Origin of the sequence: Hydrogenophaga sp. (genome assembly GCF_022844385.1) — a bacterium.
Lineage (GTDB): Bacteria > Pseudomonadota > Gammaproteobacteria > Burkholderiales > Burkholderiaceae_C > Hydrogenophaga.
In genome coordinates, this window is sequence record NZ_JALHLX010000013.1 from 1 (window position 1) to 23,491 (window position 23,491).

Annotated in this window: 23 protein-coding genes; 8 read left to right on the forward strand and 15 right to left on the reverse strand. The window is 65.7% G+C overall.

The features are described from left to right. Window positions 1-1,229, reverse strand: a 1,229-nt coding sequence (locus tag Q0C59_RS04375; protein ID WP_291212372.1) for a DEAD/DEAH box helicase, incomplete at its 3' end; no start/stop codon positions are given. 251 nt (window positions 1,230-1,480) lie between these two features. Here Q0C59_RS04375 and ettA point away from each other — a divergent pair. The 3 genes from ettA to Q0C59_RS04390 all read left to right on the forward strand — a co-directional run bounded on the left by ettA (window position 1,481) and on the right by Q0C59_RS04390 (window position 5,886). Then, complete coding sequence (gene ettA, locus Q0C59_RS04380) at window positions 1,481-3,142, forward strand: energy-dependent translational throttle protein EttA (protein WP_291212218.1); 1,662 nt, start codon at window positions 1,481-1,483, stop codon at window positions 3,140-3,142. After that, window positions 3,142-3,681 (forward strand): DUF1415 domain-containing protein, encoded by a 540-nt coding sequence (locus Q0C59_RS04385; protein ID WP_291212221.1) that lies wholly within the window; start codon window positions 3,142-3,144, stop codon window positions 3,679-3,681. The genes ettA and Q0C59_RS04385 overlap by 1 nt, the downstream gene beginning before the upstream one ends. A gap of 105 nt (window positions 3,682-3,786) precedes the next feature. Next, a complete protein-coding gene (locus tag Q0C59_RS04390; RefSeq protein WP_291212224.1) occupies window positions 3,787-5,886 on the forward strand; it encodes a DUF1631 family protein in 2,100 nt (699 codons plus the stop codon). A gap of 79 nt (window positions 5,887-5,965) precedes the next feature. Here Q0C59_RS04390 and Q0C59_RS04395 read toward each other — a convergent pair whose 3' ends face one another. The 12 genes from Q0C59_RS04395 to Q0C59_RS04455 all read right to left on the reverse strand — a co-directional run bounded on the left by Q0C59_RS04395 (window position 5,966) and on the right by Q0C59_RS04455 (window position 17,520). Further along, complete coding sequence (locus tag Q0C59_RS04395; protein WP_291212227.1) at window positions 5,966-7,291, reverse strand: TAXI family TRAP transporter solute-binding subunit; 1,326 nt, start codon at window positions 7,289-7,291, stop codon at window positions 5,966-5,968. A 60-nt stretch (window positions 7,292-7,351) separates the two neighbouring features. Beyond that, a complete protein-coding gene (locus Q0C59_RS19680; protein WP_370654230.1) occupies window positions 7,352-8,080 on the reverse strand; it encodes a copper-binding protein in 729 nt (242 codons plus the stop codon). A gap of 17 nt (window positions 8,081-8,097) precedes the next feature. Next, window positions 8,098-8,595 (reverse strand): cupredoxin family protein, encoded by a 498-nt coding sequence (locus Q0C59_RS04410; RefSeq protein WP_291212230.1) that lies wholly within the window; start codon window positions 8,593-8,595, stop codon window positions 8,098-8,100. A gap of 21 nt (window positions 8,596-8,616) precedes the next feature. After that, window positions 8,617-10,011: a multicopper oxidase family protein gene (locus Q0C59_RS04415; protein WP_291212231.1), complete on the reverse strand. Its 1,395-nt coding sequence runs from the start codon at window positions 10,009-10,011 to the stop codon at window positions 8,617-8,619. Window positions 10,012-10,024: 13 nt separating this feature from the next. After that, complete coding sequence (locus Q0C59_RS04420; RefSeq protein WP_291212233.1) at window positions 10,025-11,266, reverse strand: hypothetical protein; 1,242 nt, start codon at window positions 11,264-11,266, stop codon at window positions 10,025-10,027. A gap of 243 nt (window positions 11,267-11,509) precedes the next feature. Next, window positions 11,510-11,860, reverse strand: a complete 351-nt coding sequence (locus Q0C59_RS04425) for a hypothetical protein (RefSeq protein WP_291212235.1) — start codon at window positions 11,858-11,860, stop codon at window positions 11,510-11,512. 55 nt (window positions 11,861-11,915) lie between these two features. Beyond that, window positions 11,916-12,068 carry a hypothetical protein gene (locus Q0C59_RS04430; RefSeq protein ID WP_291212238.1) on the reverse strand — a complete coding sequence of 51 codons (153 nt, stop codon included), beginning with the start codon at window positions 12,066-12,068 and terminating at the stop codon, window positions 11,916-11,918. A 99-nt stretch (window positions 12,069-12,167) separates the two neighbouring features. Beyond that, window positions 12,168-13,250: a glycerophosphodiester phosphodiesterase gene (locus tag Q0C59_RS04435; protein WP_291212240.1), complete on the reverse strand. Its 1,083-nt coding sequence runs from the start codon at window positions 13,248-13,250 to the stop codon at window positions 12,168-12,170. Between the two features lie 89 nt (window positions 13,251-13,339). Next, window positions 13,340-14,083, reverse strand: coding sequence for an amino acid ABC transporter ATP-binding protein (locus Q0C59_RS04440; protein ID WP_291212243.1), 744 nt, complete (start codon window positions 14,081-14,083; stop codon window positions 13,340-13,342). A 9-nt stretch (window positions 14,084-14,092) separates the two neighbouring features. Then, window positions 14,093-15,196: an amino acid ABC transporter permease gene (locus tag Q0C59_RS04445; RefSeq protein ID WP_291212245.1), complete on the reverse strand. Its 1,104-nt coding sequence runs from the start codon at window positions 15,194-15,196 to the stop codon at window positions 14,093-14,095. Between the two features lie 2 nt (window positions 15,197-15,198). Next, the gene (locus Q0C59_RS04450; protein ID WP_291212249.1) at window positions 15,199-16,374 is read right to left on the reverse strand and encodes an amino acid ABC transporter permease; all 1,176 of its coding nucleotides are present in this window, start codon (window positions 16,372-16,374) and stop codon (window positions 15,199-15,201) included. A gap of 108 nt (window positions 16,375-16,482) precedes the next feature. Beyond that, entirely contained in the window at window positions 16,483-17,520 is a 1,038-nt protein-coding gene (locus tag Q0C59_RS04455; RefSeq protein WP_291212252.1) for an amino acid ABC transporter substrate-binding protein, read from the reverse strand. Between the two features lie 311 nt (window positions 17,521-17,831). On the opposite strand from Q0C59_RS04455, the gene Q0C59_RS04460 reads away from it, so the two are divergent. The 4 genes from Q0C59_RS04460 to Q0C59_RS04475 all read left to right on the forward strand — a co-directional run bounded on the left by Q0C59_RS04460 (window position 17,832) and on the right by Q0C59_RS04475 (window position 21,293). Continuing rightward, on the forward strand, window positions 17,832-19,559 hold the full coding sequence (locus Q0C59_RS04460; RefSeq protein ID WP_291212254.1) for a long-chain fatty acid--CoA ligase: 1,728 nt from the start codon (window positions 17,832-17,834) through the stop codon (window positions 19,557-19,559). A 4-nt stretch (window positions 19,560-19,563) separates the two neighbouring features. Then, window positions 19,564-19,809 (forward strand): hypothetical protein, encoded by a 246-nt coding sequence (locus Q0C59_RS04465; RefSeq protein ID WP_291212257.1) that lies wholly within the window; start codon window positions 19,564-19,566, stop codon window positions 19,807-19,809. Window positions 19,810-19,818: 9 nt separating this feature from the next. Beyond that, a complete protein-coding gene (locus Q0C59_RS04470) occupies window positions 19,819-20,817 on the forward strand; it encodes an MDR family oxidoreductase (protein WP_291212260.1) in 999 nt (332 codons plus the stop codon). A 110-nt stretch (window positions 20,818-20,927) separates the two neighbouring features. Next, window positions 20,928-21,293, forward strand: coding sequence for a hypothetical protein (locus Q0C59_RS04475; RefSeq protein WP_291212263.1), 366 nt, complete (start codon window positions 20,928-20,930; stop codon window positions 21,291-21,293). Between the two features lie 6 nt (window positions 21,294-21,299). On the opposite strand, the gene Q0C59_RS04480 is transcribed toward Q0C59_RS04475, so the two are convergent. Both Q0C59_RS04480 and Q0C59_RS04485 read right to left on the reverse strand, forming a co-directional pair. After that, window positions 21,300-22,100, reverse strand: coding sequence for a DUF2189 domain-containing protein (locus Q0C59_RS04480; RefSeq protein WP_291212266.1), 801 nt, complete (start codon window positions 22,098-22,100; stop codon window positions 21,300-21,302). A 44-nt stretch (window positions 22,101-22,144) separates the two neighbouring features. Beyond that, the gene (locus Q0C59_RS04485; RefSeq protein WP_291212268.1) at window positions 22,145-22,552 is read right to left on the reverse strand and encodes a hemerythrin domain-containing protein; all 408 of its coding nucleotides are present in this window, start codon (window positions 22,550-22,552) and stop codon (window positions 22,145-22,147) included. A gap of 136 nt (window positions 22,553-22,688) precedes the next feature. On the opposite strand from Q0C59_RS04485, the gene Q0C59_RS04490 reads away from it, so the two are divergent. Beyond that, window positions 22,689-23,429, forward strand: a complete 741-nt coding sequence (locus Q0C59_RS04490; protein WP_291212271.1) for a 2OG-Fe dioxygenase family protein — start codon at window positions 22,689-22,691, stop codon at window positions 23,427-23,429. The last annotated feature ends 62 nt before the right edge of the window (window positions 23,430-23,491 follow it).

Genomic DNA, 23,491 nt, shown 5'->3' on the forward strand with positions numbered 1-23,491 from the left:
GCCATCACGTCGCGGCTCGGCGGCTTGCCGGCACCGCCCCAGATGGTCTGGCGGCCCATGGCGATGGGCTCGGCCTTCTCACCCGGCTCGGGCATGAACTCGGGGAACATCTGCACGGGAATGCGCTGCTTGGTGAAGCGCTCGATCTCCATCATGAAACCTTCTTCGTCCAGGCTCACGAGGTTCACCGCGGCGCCGTCGTTGCCCGCGCGGCCGGTGCGGCCGATGCGGTGCACGTAGTCTTCGCTGACGTTCGGGATTTCGTAGTTCACCACGTGCGGCAGCTCATCAATGTCGATGCCGCGGGCTGCGATATCGGTGGCCACCAGGGCCCGGATGTCGCCGCTCTTGAAGCCGGCCAGCGCCTGGGTGCGGGCACCCTGGCTCTTGTTGCCGTGCAGCGCCATCGCCTGGATGCCGTTCTTCGTGAGGAACTCGGCCACGTTGTTGGCGCCGAACTTGGTGCGCGTGAACACCAGCACCTGGCTCCAGTTGTGCTGGTTGATGATGTGCACCAGCAGGGCCTTTTTCTTGCCCCGGCCCACCGGGTGGATCACCTGCGTGATGCGCTGCACCGTGGTGTTGCGCGGGGTCACCTGGATGTGCAGCGGGTCTTTCAACAACGCACTGGCCAGGTCACGGATTTCGTCGCTGAAGGTGGCTGAGAACAGCAGGCTCTGCTTTTCTTTGGGCACCAGCGCCAGGATCTTCTTCACGTCGTGGATGAAGCCCATGTCGAGCATGCGGTCGGCCTCGTCGAGCACCAGCATCTGCACGCCGGAGAGGTCGAGGAAACCTTGCTGCTGCAGGTCGAGCAGGCGGCCGGGGGTGGCCACCAGAATGTCGACGCCGCGTTTCATGGCGTTGATCTGCGGGTTCATGCCCACACCGCCGAAGACGACGGTGGAGGTCAGCGTGAGGTGTTTGCCGTAGGTGCGCACCGACTCTTCAACCTGCGCCGCGAGTTCGCGGGTGGGGGTGAGCACCAGCGCGCGGATGGCCACGCCACCGAAGCGGTTCTTGGCGCGTTCACCATCGGCCAGGCGCTGCAGCATGGGCAGGGTGAAGGCGGCGGTTTTGCCGGTGCCCGTCTGGGCGCCACCGAGCAGGTCGCGCCCGGCCAGCACGGCGGGGATCGCTTCCACTTGAATGGGGGTGGGGGTTTCGTAACCATGCTCACGCACGGCTTGCACGATGGCCGGGGCCAGATTCAGATCGTCAAAGGTCATTTTTTTGGAGGCGCCCGTCCAGGGCGCTGGGGGCATCGGCCACTCCGGAAACCGCTTTGTTGTTGGAAGCGGGAGCCGGCCAGTCTGGGGCAGATGGATTCAGGGGTTTGGTGCCACCAGTGGTTGGCGAGCACCCCAGCGAAAGGCTGGTGTTGAGCCAACTGAAGTGCCCAACGAGCCGTATTGTCGCATGCTGGGATAATCCAGGGTTGCGCGGCCGTCCTGGCTGCAGATTCCTCAGGCACACAGCAATGGCTCAATACGTCTTTTCCATGAACAAGGTCGGCAAAATCGTGCCGCCCAAGCGTCAGATCCTCAAGGACATTTCGCTCTCTTTCTTTCCCGGCGCCAAGATCGGCGTGCTGGGCACCAACGGCTCGGGCAAGTCCACACTGCTCAAGATCATGGCCGGCATCGACAAGGAAATCGAAGGCGAAGCCATTCCGATGCCGGGCATCCGCATCGGTTATTTGCCGCAGGAGCCCCATCTCGACCCCGAACAGACCGTGCGTGAAGCGGTGGAAAACAGCATGAGCGGCGTGCGCGCCGCGCAGAAACGCCTGGAAGAGGTGTACGCCGCCTACGCCGACGAAGACGCCGACTTCGACGCGCTGGCCGCCGAGCAGGCGCAGCTGGAAGCGGTCATCTCCACCTCGGGCACCGACGGTGAACACCAGCTGGAAATCGCGGCCGACGCGCTGCGCCTGCCCCCATGGGATGCGAAAGTGGGCGTGCTCTCCGGTGGTGAAAAACGCCGCGTGGCACTGTGCTGCATGTTGCTGTCCAAGCCCGACATGCTGCTGCTCGACGAGCCCACCAACCACCTGGACGCCGAGTCGGTGGACTGGCTGGAGCAGTTCCTCAAGCGCTTCCCCGGCACCGTGGTGGCCATCACCCACGATCGTTATTTCCTGGACAACGCGGCCGAGTGGATTCTGGAACTCGACCGCGGCCACGGCATTCCGTACAAGGGCAATTACTCCACCTGGCTGGAGCAGAAAGAAGCCCGACTGGAGCAGGAGCAGCGCACCGAAGACGCGCGCACCAAGGCCATGAAGAAAGAACTGGAGTGGGTGCGCCAGAACCCCAAGGGCCGCCAGGCCAAGAGCAAGGCGCGTCTGGCGCGCTTTGAAGAGCTCAGCGATGTGGACTACCAGAAGCGCAACGAGACCAACGAGATCTTCATCCCCGTGGCCGAGCGCCTGGGCAACGAAGTGTTCGAGTTCAAGAACGTCAGCAAGAGCTTCGGCGACCGCCTGCTCATCGACAACCTGAGCTTCCAGATTCCAGCGGGTGCCATCGTCGGCATCATCGGCCCCAACGGCGCGGGCAAGTCCACGCTGTTCAAGCTGATCTCCGGCAAGGAGCAGCCCGACAGCGGCGAAGTGAAGATTGGCCAGACCGTGCGCATGGCCGTGGTGGACCAGAGCCGCGACGACTTGCAGAACGAAAAGACCGTGTGGGAAGACGTCTCGGGCGGTCTGGACATGATCACTGTGGGCAAGTTCCAGATGCCCAGCCGCGCGTACTGCGGCCGCTTCAACTTCTCCGGCGGCGACCAGCAAAAACGCGTGGGCAGCCTCTCGGGCGGTGAACGCGGACGCCTGCACCTGGCCAAGACCCTGGCCGAAGGTGGCAACGTGTTGCTGCTGGACGAACCTTCGAACGATCTGGACGTGGAAACCCTGCGCGCACTGGAAGACGCACTGCTCGAATTCGCCGGTTGCGCGCTCGTCATCAGCCACGATCGCTGGTTCCTTGACCGCATCGCCACGCACATCCTGGCCGCCGAAGGCGACAGCCAGTGGGTGTTCTTCAACGGCAACTACCAAGAGTACGAAGCCGACAAGAAGAAACGTTTGGGTGAAGAGGGCGCGAAACCAAAACGGATGAGATTCAAGGCATTGAAGTGATGCAGGACGTTGAAGCAGCCACGCGCCACTGGCTGGAAAAGGCCGTGATCGGCCTGAACCTGTGCCCGTTCGCGCGGGCGGTCTATGTGAAGAATCAGGTGCGCATCGTGGTGAGCCAGGCGCGCCACCTCGACGCGTTTCTGGACGATCTCGACCGCGAGCTCACCTTGCTCGTGAACACGCCCGCCGAAGAGACCGACACCACACTGCTGGTGCACGCCACGCTGTTCCCCGACTTCGAGGTGTTCAACGACTTCCTGAACGTGGTGGACGACGTGGTGGCCGAGCACGAGCTCGAGGGTGTGATCCAGGTCGCACCGTTTCATCCCTTGTTTCAGTTCGAGGGCACCGAGCCCGACGACGTGACCAACTGCACCAACCGCGCCCCCTTTCCCACGCTGCACCTGCTGCGAGAAGAAAGCGTGGAGCGCGCCGTGGCCAGCGAAGGCGGTGATGCCGACGCCATCGTGGAGCGCAACCTGCAGACCCTGCGCGATCTCGGCGTCGAGGGCTGGCGCGCCTTGATGCAGAAGGCTTGAACTGGCGGCGCTTTGGGCGTCTTTTCCACGTTGTGAACAGGGTTGGGCTTCGTCACAATGGTCCGAACCTCACTTCGGCCCACTTCATCGAAAGAGATCGCCCGCATGGATGCCCAGCCTCAGGCCTTTGACGCCTGCCTCAAGGAGGCCCTCGTCCAGACGCGCGAGTGGGTGCCCCGTTGGCTGGACAAGCTGCACGCCGCGCTCAAGGAAAAGGAGCTGTCGGCAAGGCATCTGAACGACAAACAAGGCCTGGTCGAGGCGCGCACCGCGCTCGAATCCCACCGCGACCTGATCGCTGTCAAATTCATCGAATCGCTCGCGGATGCGGTAGGCAACTCCTTGCCGGCAACCGACACCCTTGGGCGTCCGGCCAAAACCGTGAGCTTTGATGAGCTTGAGCTCATGGCTGACGACCAGGTGCAGGAGACGGTGGAACTCGCCCGTGTGCAGCAGATCGTGAGCATGACGGTGGACCACGAGATCGTGGAGCTGACGGCCCGCTTGTGCACGGCGCAGGGCATGCAGGTGGTGAATCCAGACGCCAACCCTTTGCGCTCCGATGTGGTGGTGGGGGCCTTGATGAAGACACTCAAGGGACTGCATCTGGGCCCTGCTGTGCGCTCTCGCTGGCTGCAGACCGGCGCCATCTTGCTGGGCAACGAACTGCAGGGTCTCTACACACGGCTGAGCGCCTTGCTCGACCGCATGGGGGTGCAGGCGGCAGGCTATGCCGTGGTGCAGTCGCCCGACTCGCGCCCGTTCACCGGCGATGTGCCGGTTCGCCGTGGCGGAGCACCGCAGGACGAAGCGGCGCCCGGCTCTGAAGCTTTGTTGACCCTGGACCACCTGCACCAGCTGCTGGTGGGCAACCTCGATCAATCCGGCGAAGAGGGAACGCATGCGCCCGGCAGCGCCGGCGCAGGCAATGCCATGGTGCGCACGCTGGCCAGCGAAGTGGTCTCCCTCATGCTCAAGCAGATATCTGCCGACGAGCGACTGCTGCTGCCGGTGCGCGAAATGCTGCAGGACATGAAGCCGGCGTTGCTGCAGGTGGCCCGCACCGAACCGCGCTTCTTTGCCGACCGGCAGAACCCCGCACGCCGCCTGCTCGATGCCATCACCGAACACAGCCTCGCTTACACGAACGAGCAGGATCGTGGATACGCCGGATTTTCGCGCCAGGTGCGCAGCATCATCGACGCACTGCAAAAACCCGGTGGCGACCTGACCGACAGATTCTCAGGCTTGCTGCAGGGCTTCAACCGTTCGCAAACCGAGGCCATGGCGCCCGAGCAGGTGCAGGCGCGCGGCCTGGCGGTCAAGACGCTGGTGCGGGTCGAGCAGCGCAACCTGCTGGCCGAACGTGTGGCGGCCGAATTCCGATCGCGCAACGACTTCGCGCGTTCGCCCGGCGTGGTGCGTCGCTTCCTCACCGGCCCCTGGGCGCAGGTGGTGGCGCAGGCGCGTCTGGAAGTCTCCAACGCCACGGGCATGGACACCGCCGAGGTGCCGGCCTTGCGCTACACCGACATCCTGCCCGACCTGCTGTGGTCGAGCCAGCTGGCGTTGGCCAGCCTGAACCGCCCGCGCCTGGTCAAGATCATTCCCGGCGTCTTGCGCACGCTGCGCGAAGGCCTGGACTCGATCGACTATCCAAGGGAACAGGCGGAGTCCTTTTTCCAGGCCCTGATGGGCTTGCACGAAGCCGCCTACAAGACCCAGCGTGCCGAGCCACCGCAAGACTCACCGCCCAGCCAGCAGGGCGACTTCGATCTGGAGCCCTGGATGCAGCCCGCCGAGGCGCGCGACACCGGCTTCATGGACGACATCGCTCCCGAGTCCCAGCCCGACACCCAGCCTTCGTTTGTCGACACGCAGCCCCTGCAGCGGGACTGGGTGGAGCTCAAGGCCGAGATGGCGGCGCAGCAGCCGGTCTCACAACTGAGCGTGGGCACCTGGGTCGACATGTGGCAGGAGGGCCAGGCCGTGCGCTGCCAGATCACCTGGGCCAGCCCGCACGGCACGCTGTTCCTCTTCGCAGGCCCGCATGGCCGCTCGCTGTCCATGACCCGCCGCGGGTTGGACCGTTTGATCGAGCAGGACAAGTTGCGTGTGGTGGCGGACCACGGCGTGGTCAACGAAGCGCTGGACGAAGTGACACGCCAGGCGTGGCTGAACAGCATCAAGGCTTCTGGAATCTAGGCCCCCACGCTCCGCCGCTGCGCGGGTCGCTGCCCCCCGAGGGGGCTGTTTTGCCTTGGGGCGGCCCGGCGGCAAAACGTCAAACCTTCCGCAACAGCTTCTTGCGCACCAGGTGGATGTTGTTGCGCAGGGCATAGAGCTCGTCGGTGTACGACAGGGGCACCACCACTTTCTCCACTTTGGATTCCATCGCGTCGAGCTGTTCGACCAGGTCGGCGGCTGGGTCGGTGCCGGCTTCGAAGCGCTGCTCCACATCGCGCAATTCGGCGTACCAGCGGAAGATCCGCTTGCGGATGCGGAAGGTGTAGAGCGGGGGGACGATGCGCGAGAGCGGCAGGGCGAGTGCCAGGATCAGGCCCATGGCCAGCCACATGCGTTCGATCAGGTTGGCCAGCCAGAAGGGCAGGTAGCGCTGCAGGAACGGAGCGCCGCTCTGGATGGCGCGTGTGGCTTCGGGCGAAATCGGTACTTCGCTGTGTTCCAGGCTGGGGTACTCGCGCGCCTTGCTGAACCAGCCCGAACCGCCATGCAGACTGGTGGCCGTTTGTGCAAACAGCTGCAGGATGGCGGGGTGGGTGTCGCTGTGCGCGAGCAGGCTGGTGGTGGAGGCGACCAGCCGCACATCCCGGGCGGGAATGTTGCGTGCGAGGTCCACCACACCCTGCGGCATCACCACCGGCGTGAGGTAGCCAAAACGCCGGGAATAGGCTTCGCTCTGCGCGAAGTCGAGCAGCCTCACACCCGGGGTCTGCAGCAGCATCTGCACCATCAGCGATTCGGGCGCCGAGGCGAACACCAGGGCGTCGATCTCGCCACCCAGAAACGCCACCGTGGCGGGGGTTTGCTCCAGTTCTGTGAGCGTCATCTGTTTCGCGTCCAGCCGGTTCACGTCCAGCAGTGTGGCGAACAGGCGCGGCACACCGCTGCCGGCGGTGCCCACGTTGACGCGCCAGCCGCTGAATTCAGCGAGGTTGTTCACCACGGGGGACTTGCGCAGGCGTTTGGCCGAATCTTCCCGGTAGAAGAGCCACAGCGGCTCCACAAACAAGCTGCCCAGTGAGGTGATGGTGTCTTCCTCGTCGTAGCCGATGTCGGCTGTGCCGCCCTGCACAAAGCCGAGGTCCGCGCGGCCGGTGCGCAGCAGTTCGAGGTTGGCCGACGAGCCCTCGGACGACAACAGCTCAACGGTGATGCCGTAGCGCGCCAGCGCCTCGGCATACCGTTTGCCGAACTCCGCGTAGGCGCTTTGCTCGGGGCCGGTGGCCAGCACCACCCGCTTGGGCGGGTTGGGGTTGAGCCACCAGTAGGCCGCGCCCAGCAAGGCGATGGTGAGCAGGGCAAATGGGCCGAATGACGCCGCCATCTCGCGCAGCGAAATGAGCGTGTAGCGAAGGGTTTTGGGCATGCCGGGACCTTAGCACGGCCCCTTGTAAAAACCTGTTGCAGCGCAGCGCCCGGGGCGCGCTCAGCGCATCGGTTCGATGCTCATCACGGTGTAGGCGCCGTTGACTTGCGTGGCGGTGAAGCGCACCTTGTCGCCCGCCTTCACCTTGCCCAGCAGCGCCGGGTCGCTCACCTGGAACACCATGGTCATGGGCGGCATATCGAGGTTCTTGATCTCGCCGTGCTTGAGCGAAATCTTGCCGGCGGCGGTATCCACCCTGCGCACCTCGGCCTCGGCCATGGGCAGGCCATCGGCCGCGGTGGATGTGCGCTTGAAACCCGTGTTGCCCGCGTAGTGCTGGTACACGCGGCTGGTGCCGTCGGACTGCACCAGCACCACGTCGTAGGCATCGCGGCGTTCGCCGTACACCGGTCCGTCCATGCCGGGGCTGCCCACCGGCATGCCGGGCACGGCCAGGCCGATAGCCTTGGGTTTTTCGGCCAGCAGGCGGCGGATCTCGCGCGCATTCACGTGGCCTTCGATCACGTAGCCACCGATGAGGCCGGTGTGGCAGGAGCCGAACTTTTCCGGCAAGCCCAGGCGCTTGCGCACCGCCGTGTTGCCGGTGTCGAACACCTGCACCTGGAAGCCGTCGGCCTGCAGGTAGTTCACCCAGTCCTGGCAGCAGCCGCAGTTGGGGTCTTTCCAGACTTGAAGCACCGGCAGGGCGGCGGGTGTTTGTGCCCAGGTGGGCAAGGCCACGGCTGCGGTGAAGGCGGCGGCAGCGCTGATGAGGGAGCGTCGTTGCATGGTGGTCTCCAGTGGAATCAGGCTTTGGGGGCGACGCGGATGGTGCCGCGCATGCCGGCTTCGAAGTGGCCGGCGATCAGGCAGGCGAATTCAAAGTTGCCCGGGCGGTTGAAGGTCCAGACGATCTCGCCGCGCTTGCCGGGTGACACGTGCGCCATGTAGGGCTCGTCGTGCTCCATGTTGGGAAACTTTTTCATCATCTCGGCGTGGACCTTGAGCTCGTCGGCGGTGCCGATCACGATCTCGTGCAGCACCTTGCCGGCGTTGATGGCGCGGATGCGCAGTGTCTCGCCTTCGCGCACGTCGATGTGGTTCGGGCTCATCTTCATGTCGTCTGTCATGCGGATGTCCACGGTTCGGCGGGCCTGGGCTGGCTCGCCGGCGATGCCCCAGGGCTTCTGTTCTTTCACCACCGGTCCAGCGGCTTTGCCGTGTTGTTCGCCGTGGGCGAAGGCGCGCGGCAGGGCCAGCAGCAGGGGCAGGGTGAGCAGGGAGCGTCGTGTGTTGAAGGTCATCTGTGTTCTCCGGAAAAAAGTTCAGTGGTTGCCGTGGCCGCCCGCAGGCTTGCGCACGGTGGCAGCGGGTGCCGTCGTTGAGGTGGGCGCAGCAGGTCGGGCGGCTGTGGGCGCGGTGCCGGTGTCCACCAGCCGCGCCTGCGTGCCGGGCGGCATCGGGTAGACACCGGGGTCGGTGTAGTCGCCGGCCTTCTGGTCGGCGCGCACCTTGAGGGTGGTGAACATGCCGCCCATCTCGATGGGGCCGTAGGGGCCGGTGCCGGTCATCATGGGGAAGGTGTTGGCGGGCAGCTCCATTTCCATTTCGCCCATGTCCGCCATGCCGCGTTCGCCCATCACCATGTAGTCGGGCACGGCGCGCTGCAGCGGCGCCACCAGACCCCGGTGGTCCACGCCGATCATGGTGGGCACGCTGTGGCCCATGGCGCCCATGGTGTGGTGGCTCTTGTGGCAGTGCATGGCCCAGTCGCCCGGCTCGTCGGCGATGAATTCCAGCTGGCGCATCTGGCCCACGGCCACGTCCGCCGTCACCTCGGGCCAGCGCGATCCTTTGGGCGTGGGACCTCCGTCGGTGCCACTCACCTCGAACTCGATGCCGTGGATGTGGATCGGGTGGTTGGTCATGGTGAGGTTGCCCACGCGCACCCGCACACGTTCGCCCAGTTTGGCCACCAGCGGCGTGATGCCCGGAAACACGCGGCTGTTCCAGCTCCAGATGTTTTGGTCGAGCATGGTGTTGACCTGCGGCGTCATGCTGCCGGGCTCCACGTCGAAGGCGTTCAGCAGGAAGCAGTAGTCGCGCTGCACGTCTTCAATGAGCGGGTGCTTCGCCTTCGGGTGCGTGACCCAGAAGCCCATCATGCCCATGGCCATCTGCACCATTTCGTCGGCGTGCGGGTGGTACATGAAGGTGCCGGGGCGGCGCGCGGTGAACTCGTACACAAAGGTCTTGCCCACCGGGATCTGCGGCTGGTTCAAACCGCCCACACCGTCCATGCCGTTGGGCAGGCGCTGGCCGTGCCAGTGGATGGTGGTGTGCTCGGGCAGGCGGTTGGTCACGTAGATGCGCACCTGGTCGCCTTCGACCACCTCGATGGTGGGACCCGGGCTCTGGCCGTTGTAGCCCCACATGTTGACCATGAAGCCGGGCGCCATTTCGCGCACCACGGGCTCGGCCACGAGATGGAATTCCTTCACGCCCGCGTTCATGCGCCAGGGTGCGGTCCAGCCGTTGAGCGTGACCACCGGGTTGTAGGGTCGGCCAGCACCGGTCACGCCCGGGGGCATCCAGGGCGGTGCGGTGTTGGCTGAGGTTTGTTGCACCGGCTCGGGGATGGCGGCCAGGGCCACGCGGCTCACGCTGGTGGCGGCCACTGCGCCCACGGCGGCGCCGGTCAGCCAGTTTCTGCGGTTCATGGTTTTGTTCATGTCAGTGTCCTGCCGGGGCTTTGGCGGCGCCTGCGCCGGTGTTGGAAGCGGTGTCGGGGCCAGCGTAGTCGGCGCCGGCGAGAAGGGCTTGCCAGTCGGCCTGGGCGCGCCAGTAGTCGCGCCGGGCCTGCAGTGCAGCGTCGAGCGACTGCATGCGTTCGCGCGCGCTGGCCAGCAACTCCCAACTGCTTTGGAGCATGCCGTTGTAGCGCAGCAGGGTTTCCTGCTCCAGCGCAGCTTGCAGTTGTGCGACCACGCCTTGCGCGTGCAGCGCGCTGGCGTGGCGCGCCTGCAGGTTGGCCCAGGCCTGGCGAGCCATGGAACGTCGTTCACTCGCTGCACGCAGCAACCGGGCTTCGGCGTCGATCGAGCGTTCCAGCGTGTGGTCACGCAGCAGCGACAGGTTGTCGATGTGCGGCGGGGTTGGCCTGGTGCCAGGCGCGGGCATCGCTGCCAGCGCGGCCTCCACGGCGGTTTGCCAGTCTTGCCGGCGACCAGGGGTCAGGGCGGCCAGCCCGCGTTGTGCTTCGATCTGTTGCTGCGCCAGCAACGGGTCAGCGCGCAGCACGGCCGCTTCCAGCGTGGCTTCGCTCAGGCCTTCGCCCGGCGTGGCGCGCGATGGCACGGGAGGCAGGCTGGCGGGCAGGCGCTCACCGAGCTGCGCCACGGTTGCCGCGTCCCACATGCCCAGCAGTTGCGCCAGCCGTTCCCGGGCGGCCAGGGCCGCCGCTTGCGCGTTCACGCTGGCCTGCCATGCGCTGGCTTCTGTCAGCTGCTCGCGCATCAGCCGGGCCTGGCTCCAGTTGCCGGCCACCACCATGCGACGACCGAGCTCACTGCCGGTGCGGGTGGCGTCCCACATCTCGCCCGTCTGGCGCCAGCTCTGGCGGGCGCTCACGGCATCCACCCAGGCGCGCTGCAGGTCGCGCACATGTTTCGCGTAGGCCACCTGCACGGCGCCTGCTTCCAGCGCGTTCATGCCGGCCCGGGTGAACAGGTCGGGCCGCTGGCGCAGGGACAGGCGCAAGGCCTGCGCCACATCCAGTGGTTCCGCCTTGGCGGCGGCGTCTGGGCCCGGCGTGACCATTTCACCGGGGTTGCTGGCCTCCCAACGCAGAAGGTCGATATGACCGCGCGGAAATTCGGCCACACGCTCGTTGGCGCGTTGCCAGATCTCGCGCGCCCGGGCAAGGTCGGCCGGGCGTTCCGGTGCCGCCGTTGCGCCGGCGGCGGGCAGGGTCATCGGTGCTGGTGCCGATGAGGGGGTTGCCGGATTGGCGGCCTGCAAGGCGCCAGCTGTTAGCGCCAGCGCCGGCCAGCAGGCCGTTGACAACGCAAGGCTCAAGGCGGCCAGGCGACCGGGGGTGCTCTTCAAAGGCGGTGACAACCGCCGCAAAACCATCATGGGAATCTCCTGAAATCACGGACCGGCGCCCGCTGACGCAGCCTGATCGGGCCGCTGCGGACGCACCTGTGGTGTGTGAACTCAGGAAATGGGTGGTTTGATGCCCCGTTGGGCCTCGCTGCTGGCAAAACGCTCGGCGGGTGGGGTCAGCTGGCGGTGCACGCCGGGCATTGACTGCAGTGCAGGCACTGCGGTGGCCAGGGCAGGCACGTTGCAGACATCGCAGGCGTTGTGCTGGTGATCTGCGCTGCCGCCTTCATGCTGGGCGTGCTCGTCGCAGGCGCATTGATCGTGATCGGCACCGTGTTCGTCCATCGCCACGGATGCGTGGACAGGCATGGTGAGCATCTCAACCGCCATGGCGTCGCCCACCCAGCCGCGCAGGGGCAGCAAGGCAATCATGAGGACGAGGAACCAGTGGCGCATGGACATGAATGATACGGACAGCAGGGCGTTGGTTCCATCCAGGGCGGTGGATGGCACGTTTTCAGGTGGGGCATTGCAGCACCAGCGCCTGCAGCGGTTGCGTCAGCACTGCCCAGTAGCCTGCGACATCGGTGCCGGGGACGGATGCAATCGTTGCAGTGAGCACCTGGCCGTCCCGGCGCAAGTGCAGGGCAGGCGCCGAGGCTGAAGGCATGGCCATCTTCAGATGAGAGATGGCGGCTGCTCTAGCCCGTCCCAGCGGGCTTGCAGGCGAACCGACGGGAGGCAACGGGATGGGGTCGCAGCGGCGGTTTCAGCGGATGTCAGGGGCAACGCCGAAACGAACTGGCTCTGGCTGCTGCGCCGGCGCCACCATGCTTGCAGACCTGACCGGCGTGGACACCGCAGGTGGCAAGACCATGCCGCGTTCCTGCATGACGGCGCGCAGCCGGTCCGGGTAGTCGGTGATCAGGCCGTCCACGCCCCAGTCGATCAGCCGTGCCATGTCGCTGATGTCGTTCACCGTCCACGGGATCACGCGCAGGTTGAGTGCCCTGGCACGTGACAGCGTGGCTTGGCTCAGATCGCTGAAATGGGGAGACCACAACTTGCCGCCTGCGGCGGCGACCATGCTCGGTGCGTCGTCAAAATCGCCGAGCTTCAGGCCGGAGGTCCATGCGCCGTCTGCGAGCGTGTTGAAGCGCGGAAGCTGGGCTGACAGGAAGGACAGCGGCAGATGGGGAGCGAGGGCCTGACCTGCCTTGAGGACGCGCCAGTCGAAGCTCTGCAGCGTTGTGCGCGAACCCATGCCGTGGGTGTTGATCACGGCCATGACGGCTCGCACGAAGGCTTCAGGCGCGGGTGATTCGGCTGGACGCAGCGGATGGCGCTTGAGCTCGATGTTGAAGCGCACATGGTTCGCCCCCAGCCGCTTGATCCGTTCGAACACGGACGCCAGCGTGGGAATGCGTTCACCATCGGCCGGTGACTGGTTGGCGAAGTCGCGTGCGTATCGGCTCGACGGATTGATGCGGCCCACATCCAGGCCGGAGATTTCATCAAGGCTCAACTGGTTGAAAGGCTTGCCGCGGGCCTGCAGCCACTGGCCGCTGGCGTCGCGCGTGATGTCGGGATTCGGGGTGGTGTCGTGCGAAACCACGGGCACGCCTTCGGCGCTGAGCACCACGTCGAATTCGAGCGTGGTCACGCCGATCGACAGCGCCTGCTCGATGCCCGCGAGCGTATTCTCGGGCGCCAGCCCTCGGGCACCGCGGTGACCCTGCGCGTCAAACGCCAGCGCAGCACCGGCACACCACATCGACAGGCCCAGCGCGGTGGTGCAACTCCAGCGCAGCCAGGAGAGCCGTTGAACGGTGAACGGGGGTGATGTGGTCATGTGGGGCCTCCTTGCAAACCCGCGCATTGTCTCAGCGCCACATGACCCTCACAAGTCAAAAACCCTGCTGTGAAAAGAAGCCTTGTGAATCAATGGCCGAGGATCTTGGAGAGGAAGTCCCGGCTGCGCTCGTTCTGCGGATTGTTGAAGAATTCGGTGGGCGTGTTCTGCTCCACGATCTGACCCTGGTCCATGAAGATCACGCGGTCGGCCACGGCCTTGGCAAAACCCATTTCGTGCGTCACGCAGATCATGGTGATGCCCAGGTTGGCGAGTTCCACCATCACGTCGAGCACCTCCTTGATCATCTCCGGGTCGAGCGCCGAAGTGGGCTCGTCGAACAGCATGATCTTGGGCGTGAGGCACAGCGCGCGCGCAATCGCCACGCGTTGCTGCTGGCCGCCAGAGAGTTGCAAGGGGTACTTGCCGGCCTGCTCGGCAATGCGCACGCGCTCCAGCTGCACCATGGCCCTTTCCTCGGCCTCTTTCTTCGGCATCTTGCCCACCCACATGGGCGAGAGCGTGAGGTTCTCCAGCACGGTGAGGTGCGGAAAAAGGTTGAACTGCTGGAACACCATGCCCACGTTCTTGCGCACCTGGTCGATCGCCTTGATGTCGTCGGTGAGCTCGATGCCGTCAACGAACAGATGGCCCTGCTGGTGTTCTTCGAGCCGGTTGATGCAGCGGATCAGCGTGGACTTGCCCGAGCCGGACGGCCCGCACACCACGATGCGCTCGCCCTTGGCCACGTCGAGGTCGATGTCGCGCAGCACGTGGAAATCATTGCCGTACCACTTGTTGACTTTGTCGAAACGGATGATGGGTTCTGTCATGTTGTTCTTTCAGCGCGCCTTGCTGGCGGAGAGTTGTTTCTCGACCCACAGGCTGTAGCGGGACATGGCGAAGCAGACGATGAAGTAGATGAGGGTGATGAACAGGTAGGCCTCGAGCTTGAACGGGCGCCAGTTCACGTCGGCGTTCAGCGCCAGTGCCAGGGCACCGGTGAGTTCGTAGAGCGAGACGATGGTGACCAGCGAGGTGTCCTTGAACAGCGAGATGAAGGTGTTCATGATGCTGGGCACCACCATGGCCAGCGCCTGCGGCAGCACGATCTTGCGTTGCGTCTGCCAGTAGGTCAGGCCCAGCGTGTCGGCCGCCTCCAGCTGCCCTTTGGGGATCGCCTGCAAGCCGCCGCGGATGATCTCGGCCATGTAGGCCGCGGCAAACAGGGTGATGCCGGCGATCACGCGCACCAGCACGTCCAGCGTCACCCCTTGAGGCATGAACAGCGGGAACATGAACGAGGCCATGAACAGCACCGAGATCAGCGGCACACCGCGGATGAGCTCGATGTAGACGATGCAGGCGGTGCGGATGGCGGGCAGCCGCCCGCGCCGTCCCAGCGCCACCACCACCGCCAGCGGGAAGGCGAAGAAGATGGACAACGTCGCCAGCATCACGGTGAGCGGCAGGCCGCCCCAGAGGTCGGTGCGCACATCGGACAGGCCGAACACGCCGCCGCCCATGAGGGTGAAGAACAGCGCCAGGATGACGACCCACATGATGGCCAGCCAAGGCTTCCAGAAGAAGCGCACGCAACTCAAAACGAGGCCGCCCATCATGAGCGAAGTGGCCACCAGCGGACGCCACTGTTCGTCGAACGGATAGCGGCCAAACAGGATGATGCGGTACTTCTCGGTCACCACGCCCCAGCAGGCGCCGATGCCGCGCGCGGCCTGGCAGGCGTCGGCATCGGCGCGCACCACGGCGTCGATGAAGAACCAGCGGATGAAGCCCGGCAGCACCCAGGCCAGCAGGCCCAGCACAAACACCGTGACCACGGTGCTGCGCACGTCGGCAAAGAGGTTGCGCCGCATCCAGGGGATGAGGCCCGAAGTTTTGACCGGGGAGGGCCGGGGGGCGATGGGTGTGAACGTGTCGGACATGTTCATCGCTCCTTGATCGCCACGCGCTGGTTGTACCAGTTCATCAGCAGCGAAGTGCTGAGCGAGGTGGTGAGATAGACCAGCATGATGATGGCGATGCATTCCACCGCACGGCCACTCTGGTTGATGGTGGTGTTGGCGATCGACACCACGTCGGGGTAGCCGATGGCCACCGCCAGTGACGAGTTCTTGGTCAGGTTGAGGTACTGGTTGGTCAGGGGCGGCACGATCACCCGCATGGCCTGTGGCAGCACCACGAGCTTCATTTTCTGGCGCGGATTCAGGCCCAGCGCGGCGGCCGCTTCGTCCTGCCCGCGGCTGACCGACTGGATGCCGCTGCGCACCACCTCGGCCACGAAGGCGGACGTGTACATCACCAGCCCGACCAGGATGGTCATGAATTCCGGCGTGGCGGCCACACCACCGTCGACCATGAACACCAGTTGTTCGGGCACGTTCCACTCGCTCGGCATGCCCGAGACGACCCAGCCGATCACGGCAAACGCAGCGATCAGCGCAATCGGCGTCCAGAGCCGGTCGCCGTCGCGCCCGGTCGCTTCAAACCGCTTCTGCACCCATTGCAGCCACCCCCAGCCCGCCACCAGGCCGACGGCGGCTCCGGCCACCACGGCGCCCAGGCCCGCAGTCGGGTAGGGAAAAGAGAATCCGCCTTTGCTCAGGAAGAACAGGTCGGCGACATTCCAGGCCTCGTTGGACGGCGGCAGGATCTCGATGAAAACGAGGTACCACATCAGCAGTTGCAGCAGGATCGGGACGTTGCGGAACAGCTCGACGTAGCCGTAGCAGAGGCCGCGCACCAGGCCGTTGCGGGAGAAGCGGCCCACGCCGAGCAGCACACCGAGGATGGTGGTGAACACGATGCCCAGGGCCGCGACCTTCAAGGTGTTGAGCACCCCGACCCAGATGGCTTTGCCATAGCTTTCGCTGGGGTCGTAGGCGATGACGGTTTCGCCGATGTCGAAGCCGGCACTGGCGCCGAGGAAATCAAAGCCGCTCTGGATGCCGCGCGCTGCCATGTTGCGCTGCGTGTTGTGAGCGAGAAACCAGATGCCCAGCGCGATGAGGACCAGTGCGACGAACTGGAACAGCAGGCCACGCGTGGCCCGGCTGTTGAGCGACCACTGGCGCTTCGGAACAGGGGGAGGAAGGGATTTCAAGACAGCCTCGGATGTATGTGAACCCGCAAGTGGGTGTAAAGAAGCACCAGGCTTTCGCTCTGGTGCTCTCGACTGTCATGCCGCCGCATTGCGCGGCGGCTCTTTGCATCAGCGAACAGGCGGGGCGTACATCACGCCACCCTTGCTCCACAGGTTGTTGACGCCGCGCGGCAGACCGATGGCGGTCTTCGGACCCACATGGCGCTCGAAGATTTCACCGTAGTTGCCGGTGGCCTTGATGGCACGGTAGGCCCACTCCTTGTCCAGGCCCAGCAGCTTTCCGGTGTCTTCGGTGCCCGCACCCAGCAGGCGCATCACGCCCGGGTTGGTGCTGCTGGCCTTCATCTGGTCGACATTCGCCTGGGTCACTTCGTACTCTTCGGCTTCCAGCAGGGCAAAGCCCACCCACCGCACGATCGCAGCCCACTCGTCGTCACCGCGGCGCACGGCCGGGCCGAGGGGTTCCTTGGAGATCAGCTCGGGCAGGATCACGTGGTCGTCGGGCTTGGCCATGTCCTTGGCGCGGCTGGAGGCCAGGCCGGAGGCGTCGGTGGTGTAGGCCTGGCAGCGGCCGGCGGAGTAGGCGGCCAGTGCGGCTTCCAGCTTCTCGAACACCACGGGTTTGATGTTGAGCTTGTTGGCGCGCGAGTAGTCGGTGAGGTTGAGCTCGGTGGTGGTGCCGGACTGCACGCACACCGTGGCGCCCTTGAGCTGCTTGGCGCTCTTCACATTGAGCTTCTTGGGCACCATGAAACCCTGGCCGTCGTAGAAGTTCACGCCGGTGAAGGTCAGGCCCAGGGAGGCGTCGCGCGTCAGGGTCCAGGTGGTGTTGCGCGCCAGCATGTCGATCTCACCGGATTGCAGCGCCGTGAAACGCTGTTGGGCGGTCAGGGGCACATAGCGCACCTTGTTGGGGTCGTTGAGCACGGCCGCTGCCACCGAGCGGCACACGTCCACGTCCATGCCGCTCCATTTGCCCTGGCTGTCGGCCGCCGAGAAGCCGGGCAGTGCGGTGTTGACCCCACAGATCAGCTCGCCTCGTTTCTTGATGGCATCCAGGTCCTTGCCCGCGTGGGCAGGCATGCTGGCCAGGGTGGCCGCGGCGCTCAGGCCCAGGGCCGCCAGTTTCAGGGTTGTCGTCTTCATCAGGTCTCTCCGTTGTGTTTGAAAGGATTTCGTCGGCATTCAGTGCGCACCTGTTGGGTGCACACCGCGACCGCAACTGAATGTATCCCCGGGGTTTTCGGCCCGGGATCGGGGTTTACGTGGGAAAGCCATGCAAAACGAACATGACAACATCGTGTCGGCTGCACATACACACCCGAGGCTTCGGGTACGCAGGTTCCGTGCCATTGCAGCGCCTGAGCTGGTGGTCTCTCCGGCGACAAGTTGTGTTTTTGTTCGAAGGATCTGACCCGTATCCTGTGCCTCGCCCATAGAACAACGGAGACCAGCGCATGAGCAACAGCAACACGGCCGAAGCGGGCTTGACCGCGCCGCACCACCGCTTCTGGCCCCAGCGCCTGCCGCACCGGATCACGCCGCCGGCCACTTCGCTGTGGCACAACCTCGCGGTGAGCGCGCTGCGCTACCCGGACAAAACCGCGCTGGTGTTCTTTGACCAGGTGCTCACCTACGGCCAACTCTTCGATCAAGCCGAGCGGCTGGCCGCGCACCTGCGCGAGCAAGGCGTGCAGGACGGCGACCGCGTGATCCTGCTGATGCAGAACTGCCCGCAGTGGGTGGTGGCGCACTTCGCGATCCTGCGGGCCAATGCGGTGGTGGTGCCGGTCAACCCGATGAACCGCAGCGACGAGCTGCAGCACTACATCACCGACCCCGATGCGCGCGTGGCCATTGCCGCGGCCGACCTCGCTGACGAGCTGATCAAGGCGAACGCCGAAGTTCCCGAAGCCGCTCGCCTGCGCCACCTGATCGTGTCGCACTACAGCGATGCCTTCGGTGCGCAGGCCGAGGTGCCTCCAGCCTGGTCCGACTGGCTGGGTGCGCGCCACGCGGTGCCCACGCTGCCCGGTGGCACCGCGCACGACTGGGCCGATGCACTGGCCTGCACCGGCGCGGTGCCCGCCCACAACCGGGGCCCGGACGACCTCGCCGTGTTGCCCTACACCAGCGGCACCACCGGGCTGCCCAAAGGCTGCATGCACCCGCACCGCACGGTGATGCACAACGCGGTGGCCGTGGGCCTGTGGACCAACAGCACGGTGGAAAACGTGGGCCTGCTGGTGGTGCCCATGTTCCACATCACCGGCATGGTGGCGGGCATGCACGCGGCTGTGTATGCCGGGGCGACCATGGTGGTGATGCCGCGCTGGGACCGCGACCTTGCCGGCCAGCTCATCTCGCGCTGGCGCGTGACCCACTGGACCAACATCCCCACCATGATCATCGACCTGCTCGCGAGCCCGCGCTTCGACCAGTACGACCTCTCCAGTCTGGTGCTGGTGGGCGGCGGGGGTGCGGCCATGCCCCAGGCGGTGGCGCAGCGGCTGCTGGAGCAGTACGGCCTGCGCTACTCGGAAGGTTATGGCCTGACCGAGACCGCCGCACCCTCGCACAACAATCCGCCCGACCACCCAAAGCAGCAGTGCTTGGGCATTCCCTTCCTGAGCACCGAAGCTCGTGTGGTCGACCCGATCACGCTGGAAGAGATGCCACAGGGTGAGGCCGGCGAGATCATCATCTGCGGGCCCGAGGTGTTCGACGGCTACTGGAAACGCCCCGAGGCCACCGAGGCCGCGTTCATCAACATGGATGGCAAACGCTTCTTCCGCTCGGGCGACCTCGGCCGCATCGACGAAGACGGCTACTACTTCATCACCGACCGGCTTAAACGCATGATCAACGCGAGCGGCTTCAAGGTCTGGCCGGCCGAGGTGGAGGTGTTGATGTTCAAGCACCCGGCCATTGCCGAAGCCTGCGTGATCGCCACCAACGACGCTTACCGCGGGGAGAGCGTGAAGGCCGTGGTGGTGCTGCGCGAGTCGCACCGGGCCACCACCACCGAGCAGGACATCCTGGACTGGTGCAGGGAACACATGGCGGTCTACAAGTGCCCGCGTACTGTGGAGTTTGTGGCTGCCCTGCCCAAAAGCGGCAGCGGCAAGGTGATGTGGCGCTTGCTGCAGGAGCAGGAAGCTCGCAAGTCAGCGCCGGCACAATGACGGTATGCCCTCCATTGCCCACATCTTCCACCGCCTCTGGCAACCGCGCCGCAGCCTGTTCTGGCTCATGCTCGGGTTCAACGCGCTCTCCAGTTTCATGATCGGCTTCCTGCAGTTGAACGATCCGCCGATGGGTATCCGCCTGGTGGTCAGCCTGTTTGCTCTCGCGAATTCCCTCATCGGCTGGTGGCTCACCGTGCGCCTGTGGCGCGAGACCGATCCGAACCGTCCCCCCGACACACCTGCTTAGGGAATCTCCATGTTCAAAGCCCTCGTCATCACCAAACCCGAGACCGGTTACCGCTGCGACCTCACCGAACTGGACGAGGCGCAACTGCCCGCCAGCGGTGACGTGACGGTGCGCGTGGCGTACTCGACGCTGAACTACAAGGACGGCCTGGCCATCACCGGCAAGTCGCCCGTGGTGCGCAGTTTTCCCATGGTGCCCGGTATCGACTTCGCAGGCTCGGTCACGCAGAGTGATCACCCGAAGTGGAAAGTGGGTGACCGTGTGCTGCTCAACGGTTTTGGCGTGGGTGAAACCCACTGGGGCGGCCTGGCGCAGATGGCACGCGTCAAGGGCGACTGGCTGGTGGCCTTGCCCGAGACACTGAGCGAACGTGACGCCATGGCGGTGGGCACGGCGGGCTACACCGCCATGCTGTGCGTGATGGCGCTGCAGCGGCACTGGCTGGAGGCTGGCGTGGCCCCGGGCAGCGGCGAGGTGCTGGTGACCGGTGCCAACGGCGGCGTGGGCAGTGTGGCCATATCGCTGCTGGCAGGCCTGGGTCACACCGTGGTGGCGTCGACAGGGCGCCCACAAGAAGCGGACTACCTCAAGTCCCTGGGGGCCGCAACAGTGATCGACCGCAGCGAGTTGAGCGCGCCTGGCAAACCGCTGCAAAAGGAGCGCTGGATCGGTGTGGTGGATTCGGTGGGCAGCCACACCCTGGCCAACGCCTGCGCGAGCACGCGCTACGGCGGCGCCGTGGCCGCCTGTGGCCTGGCCCAGGGCATGGACCTGCCCGCCAGCGTGGCGCCCTTCATCCTGCGCGGCGTCACGCTGTACGGCGTCGACAGCGTGATGGCCCCGATGGCCCGGCGCGAAGCCGCCTGGGAAACATTGGCGAAAACCCTGAACCGCACACGGCTCGCCGCCATCACCACCGAGATCGGACTGGCCGAAGCCATCGCCTCGGCCAGCGACATCCTGGCCGGTCGGGTGCGCGGTCGGCTGGTCGTGGACGTGAATTGCTGAGGAAAGTTCCCGCGGCGTGTTACAAACCCGGGGGGGTAGGGCGGAATACACGCCTTTTTGACGCGTTGTCTTGACCAGTGGCATCTTTGCCGGGGACATATTCCGAATCCATGCGCATCTTCACCACCATCCTGGACACCGTCGCGCAGCGCCTGATGAGCGAGTCCACGCGCCACGACCCAGCGGCACTGTCCCGCATCCGCCGCGCCATGATCGACCTCATGCCCAACGATGCCGGTTGGGAAGACGAACGCTTGCGGCACCGGCTGCTGGTGGCCGTCGACCCGAAAAGCCTGTGGTTTTTGCGGGTGGAACTGCACCAGCGCCTGTGCCGGTCGATGGGAGAAGAGGCTGCGCTCGAAAGCGTGCAGGCACTGTGGCCGCTGTTCGAAGACAGCATCGAGCCCTCGCTGCTGGGCAAGCGCCCCGGCCGGCGCGGCGGCGGCCAGCGCGGTGACACGCCGCCCGGCCGCTGAAGGCTTTCAGGACGGGCCGCTCACCGTGCCCCGGTAGGCGTGCCACGTGGCGTGGCCCACCACCGGTCCCGCGACCAACAGACCCACAAAATACGGCAGCATCGCCAGGCCCACCAGCAGCGTGATGCATGCGCCCCACAGCAGCATGACGCCCGGGTTCTGCAGGCAGGCGCGGATGCTGGTCAGACCCGCCGAGATCGCGTCCACGCGCCGGTCCAGGATCATGGGAATGGAGATCACGCTGGTGACGAAGATCAGACCGGCAAAGACACCACCCACCACCGAGTAGGTGATGAGGAACGACAGGTTGTCGGGATTGAACAGCTGGGTCAGCAAGTTCGCGGTGGAGGGCATGGTGTTGAAGGTCACCGCAAACACCACGAGCGAGGCGCGGCCCCACAGCATCTCCAGGATCAGCAGCACGCCCGCAAAGATGGCCATGGTGCCTTGGGTGGGCCGCCACGCGAGCAGCGAGGCGCGCAGCGACGGCCGCTGGCCAACCTGCAGCGAGCGGCTGGCCTCATACAGACCCAGACAGAGGAATGGCCCCATCAGCAGGAAGCCTGCGCTCAGCGCCAGCACATAGGCCGGCGCGGCGCGAAACATGGCCAGCAAGGCGTGGCCCATGAGGAAAAAACACAGGCCGTAGAAGAGTCCGATGCGCGGGCAGCGCGCGAAGTCTGCCCAACCCAGGCGCAACCAGCGCAGCGGATCGCTTGCGCGCAGCGTGGTGATCTTCAGGTCGAACACCGACGGCGGGCGTGGCGGCTCGGTCGGGCTGTCGTTGGCGGGCGTGGCATCGGCCATGGCGGTCTCCTCTGTGGTTGTTGATTGAACCACCAACCGCCAGGTCAGGCCGCTGTCGCGACGGGTGTCGTGATGCGGCGCATGTGCAGGGCCAGCGCGGCGTCCAGTGACTGCGAATGCCGGCTGAACCAAGCCCCCAGCTCGGCCGCCATCTGCCGCACCGGTGCAAGGTCACCGCGCTGCGCCTTTCCCAGCCCCTCGCGCAACAGGTTGAGCACCACCCGGTGCTCCAGGGTGTGCTGTTCGGTGGTGGCAAAGGCCTCGCTGCGCATCCAGGTGTCTTCCGTGCCGAAATGCGTTGCCGTGTGCTGCACCAGCGCCTGCCAGGCGTCGACCAGGTCGTCGTCGGACGCGGCCTGCGCGCGGCCCAGCAGTTCCATGAATTCCCGGTTCATCCCGTCCATGGGCTCGAACCCCAGCCACAGCGCAGGTGTCCATTTCAAGGCTTGCATCGTTGTCTCCATGACCAGATACCAACTGGTGTGGGCGCAGCTTGCACCGCGCGGCGCGAAAGCGATTTGATCCAGCGCATGAAAACGCTTCAGACGGCATCGGACCACCTGGAGCCGACCAGTAAACTGCCGCTCCATGACCAGCGAATTCCAGCCCCCCTACCTTCCCCTTCAACAGCTCGACACGTCCCTCAAGACCGTCGGGTTTGCGCTGCTCAGCGCGGCCAGCGTTGCCGAATGGCTGCCCGCCAATCAGGCCGAACTGCGGGCCCTGCACGCGGGCTGGGACCACCTGCCGGCCGACGCCTACCTGAAGGACGGCGGGCGCTACCGCAGCCGGCGCCACAGCTGCTTTGTGGTCGACGGTGAGCGGGTGCAACAGGCGCCTCACCGCGCGCACTGGCAGCCGCTGGAATACAACGCCCTGCACGGCGGCATGCAGCGCTGGTTCGAGCCCATGGAGCCGGCCGTGGTGGCGCAGCCGGTCTGGGGCCGTTTGCTCACGCGCCTGGGTGAGGCCGCCAGCGCGTTGCGTGGCCAGCAGCCCTGGTTTGTGGAGGCGCACCCGTTCCGCATCGACACCACCGACGGCATCGGCCGGCCCACACCCGAAGGCGCGCACCGCGACGGGGTGGACCTGGTGGCCGTGTTCATGGTGGACCGCCAGGGCATCAAGGGTGGCGAGAGCCGCGTGTTTGAAGCCAACGGACCGGGCGGCCAACGCTTCACCTTGCGCGAACCGTGGTCGCTGCTGCTGCTGGACGACGCGCGCGTGATCCACGAGAGCACACCCATCCAGCCGCTGGAAAGCGACGCCCTGGGCTGGCGCGACACGCTGGTGGTGACCTGCCGCGCCGGCGGGTTTCAGGGCGACTGAACAGGCTCTGACCCGCCCGGACCCGCACTGGATGGAAAGCGCGCGCAGCGTGGCTGCACGTT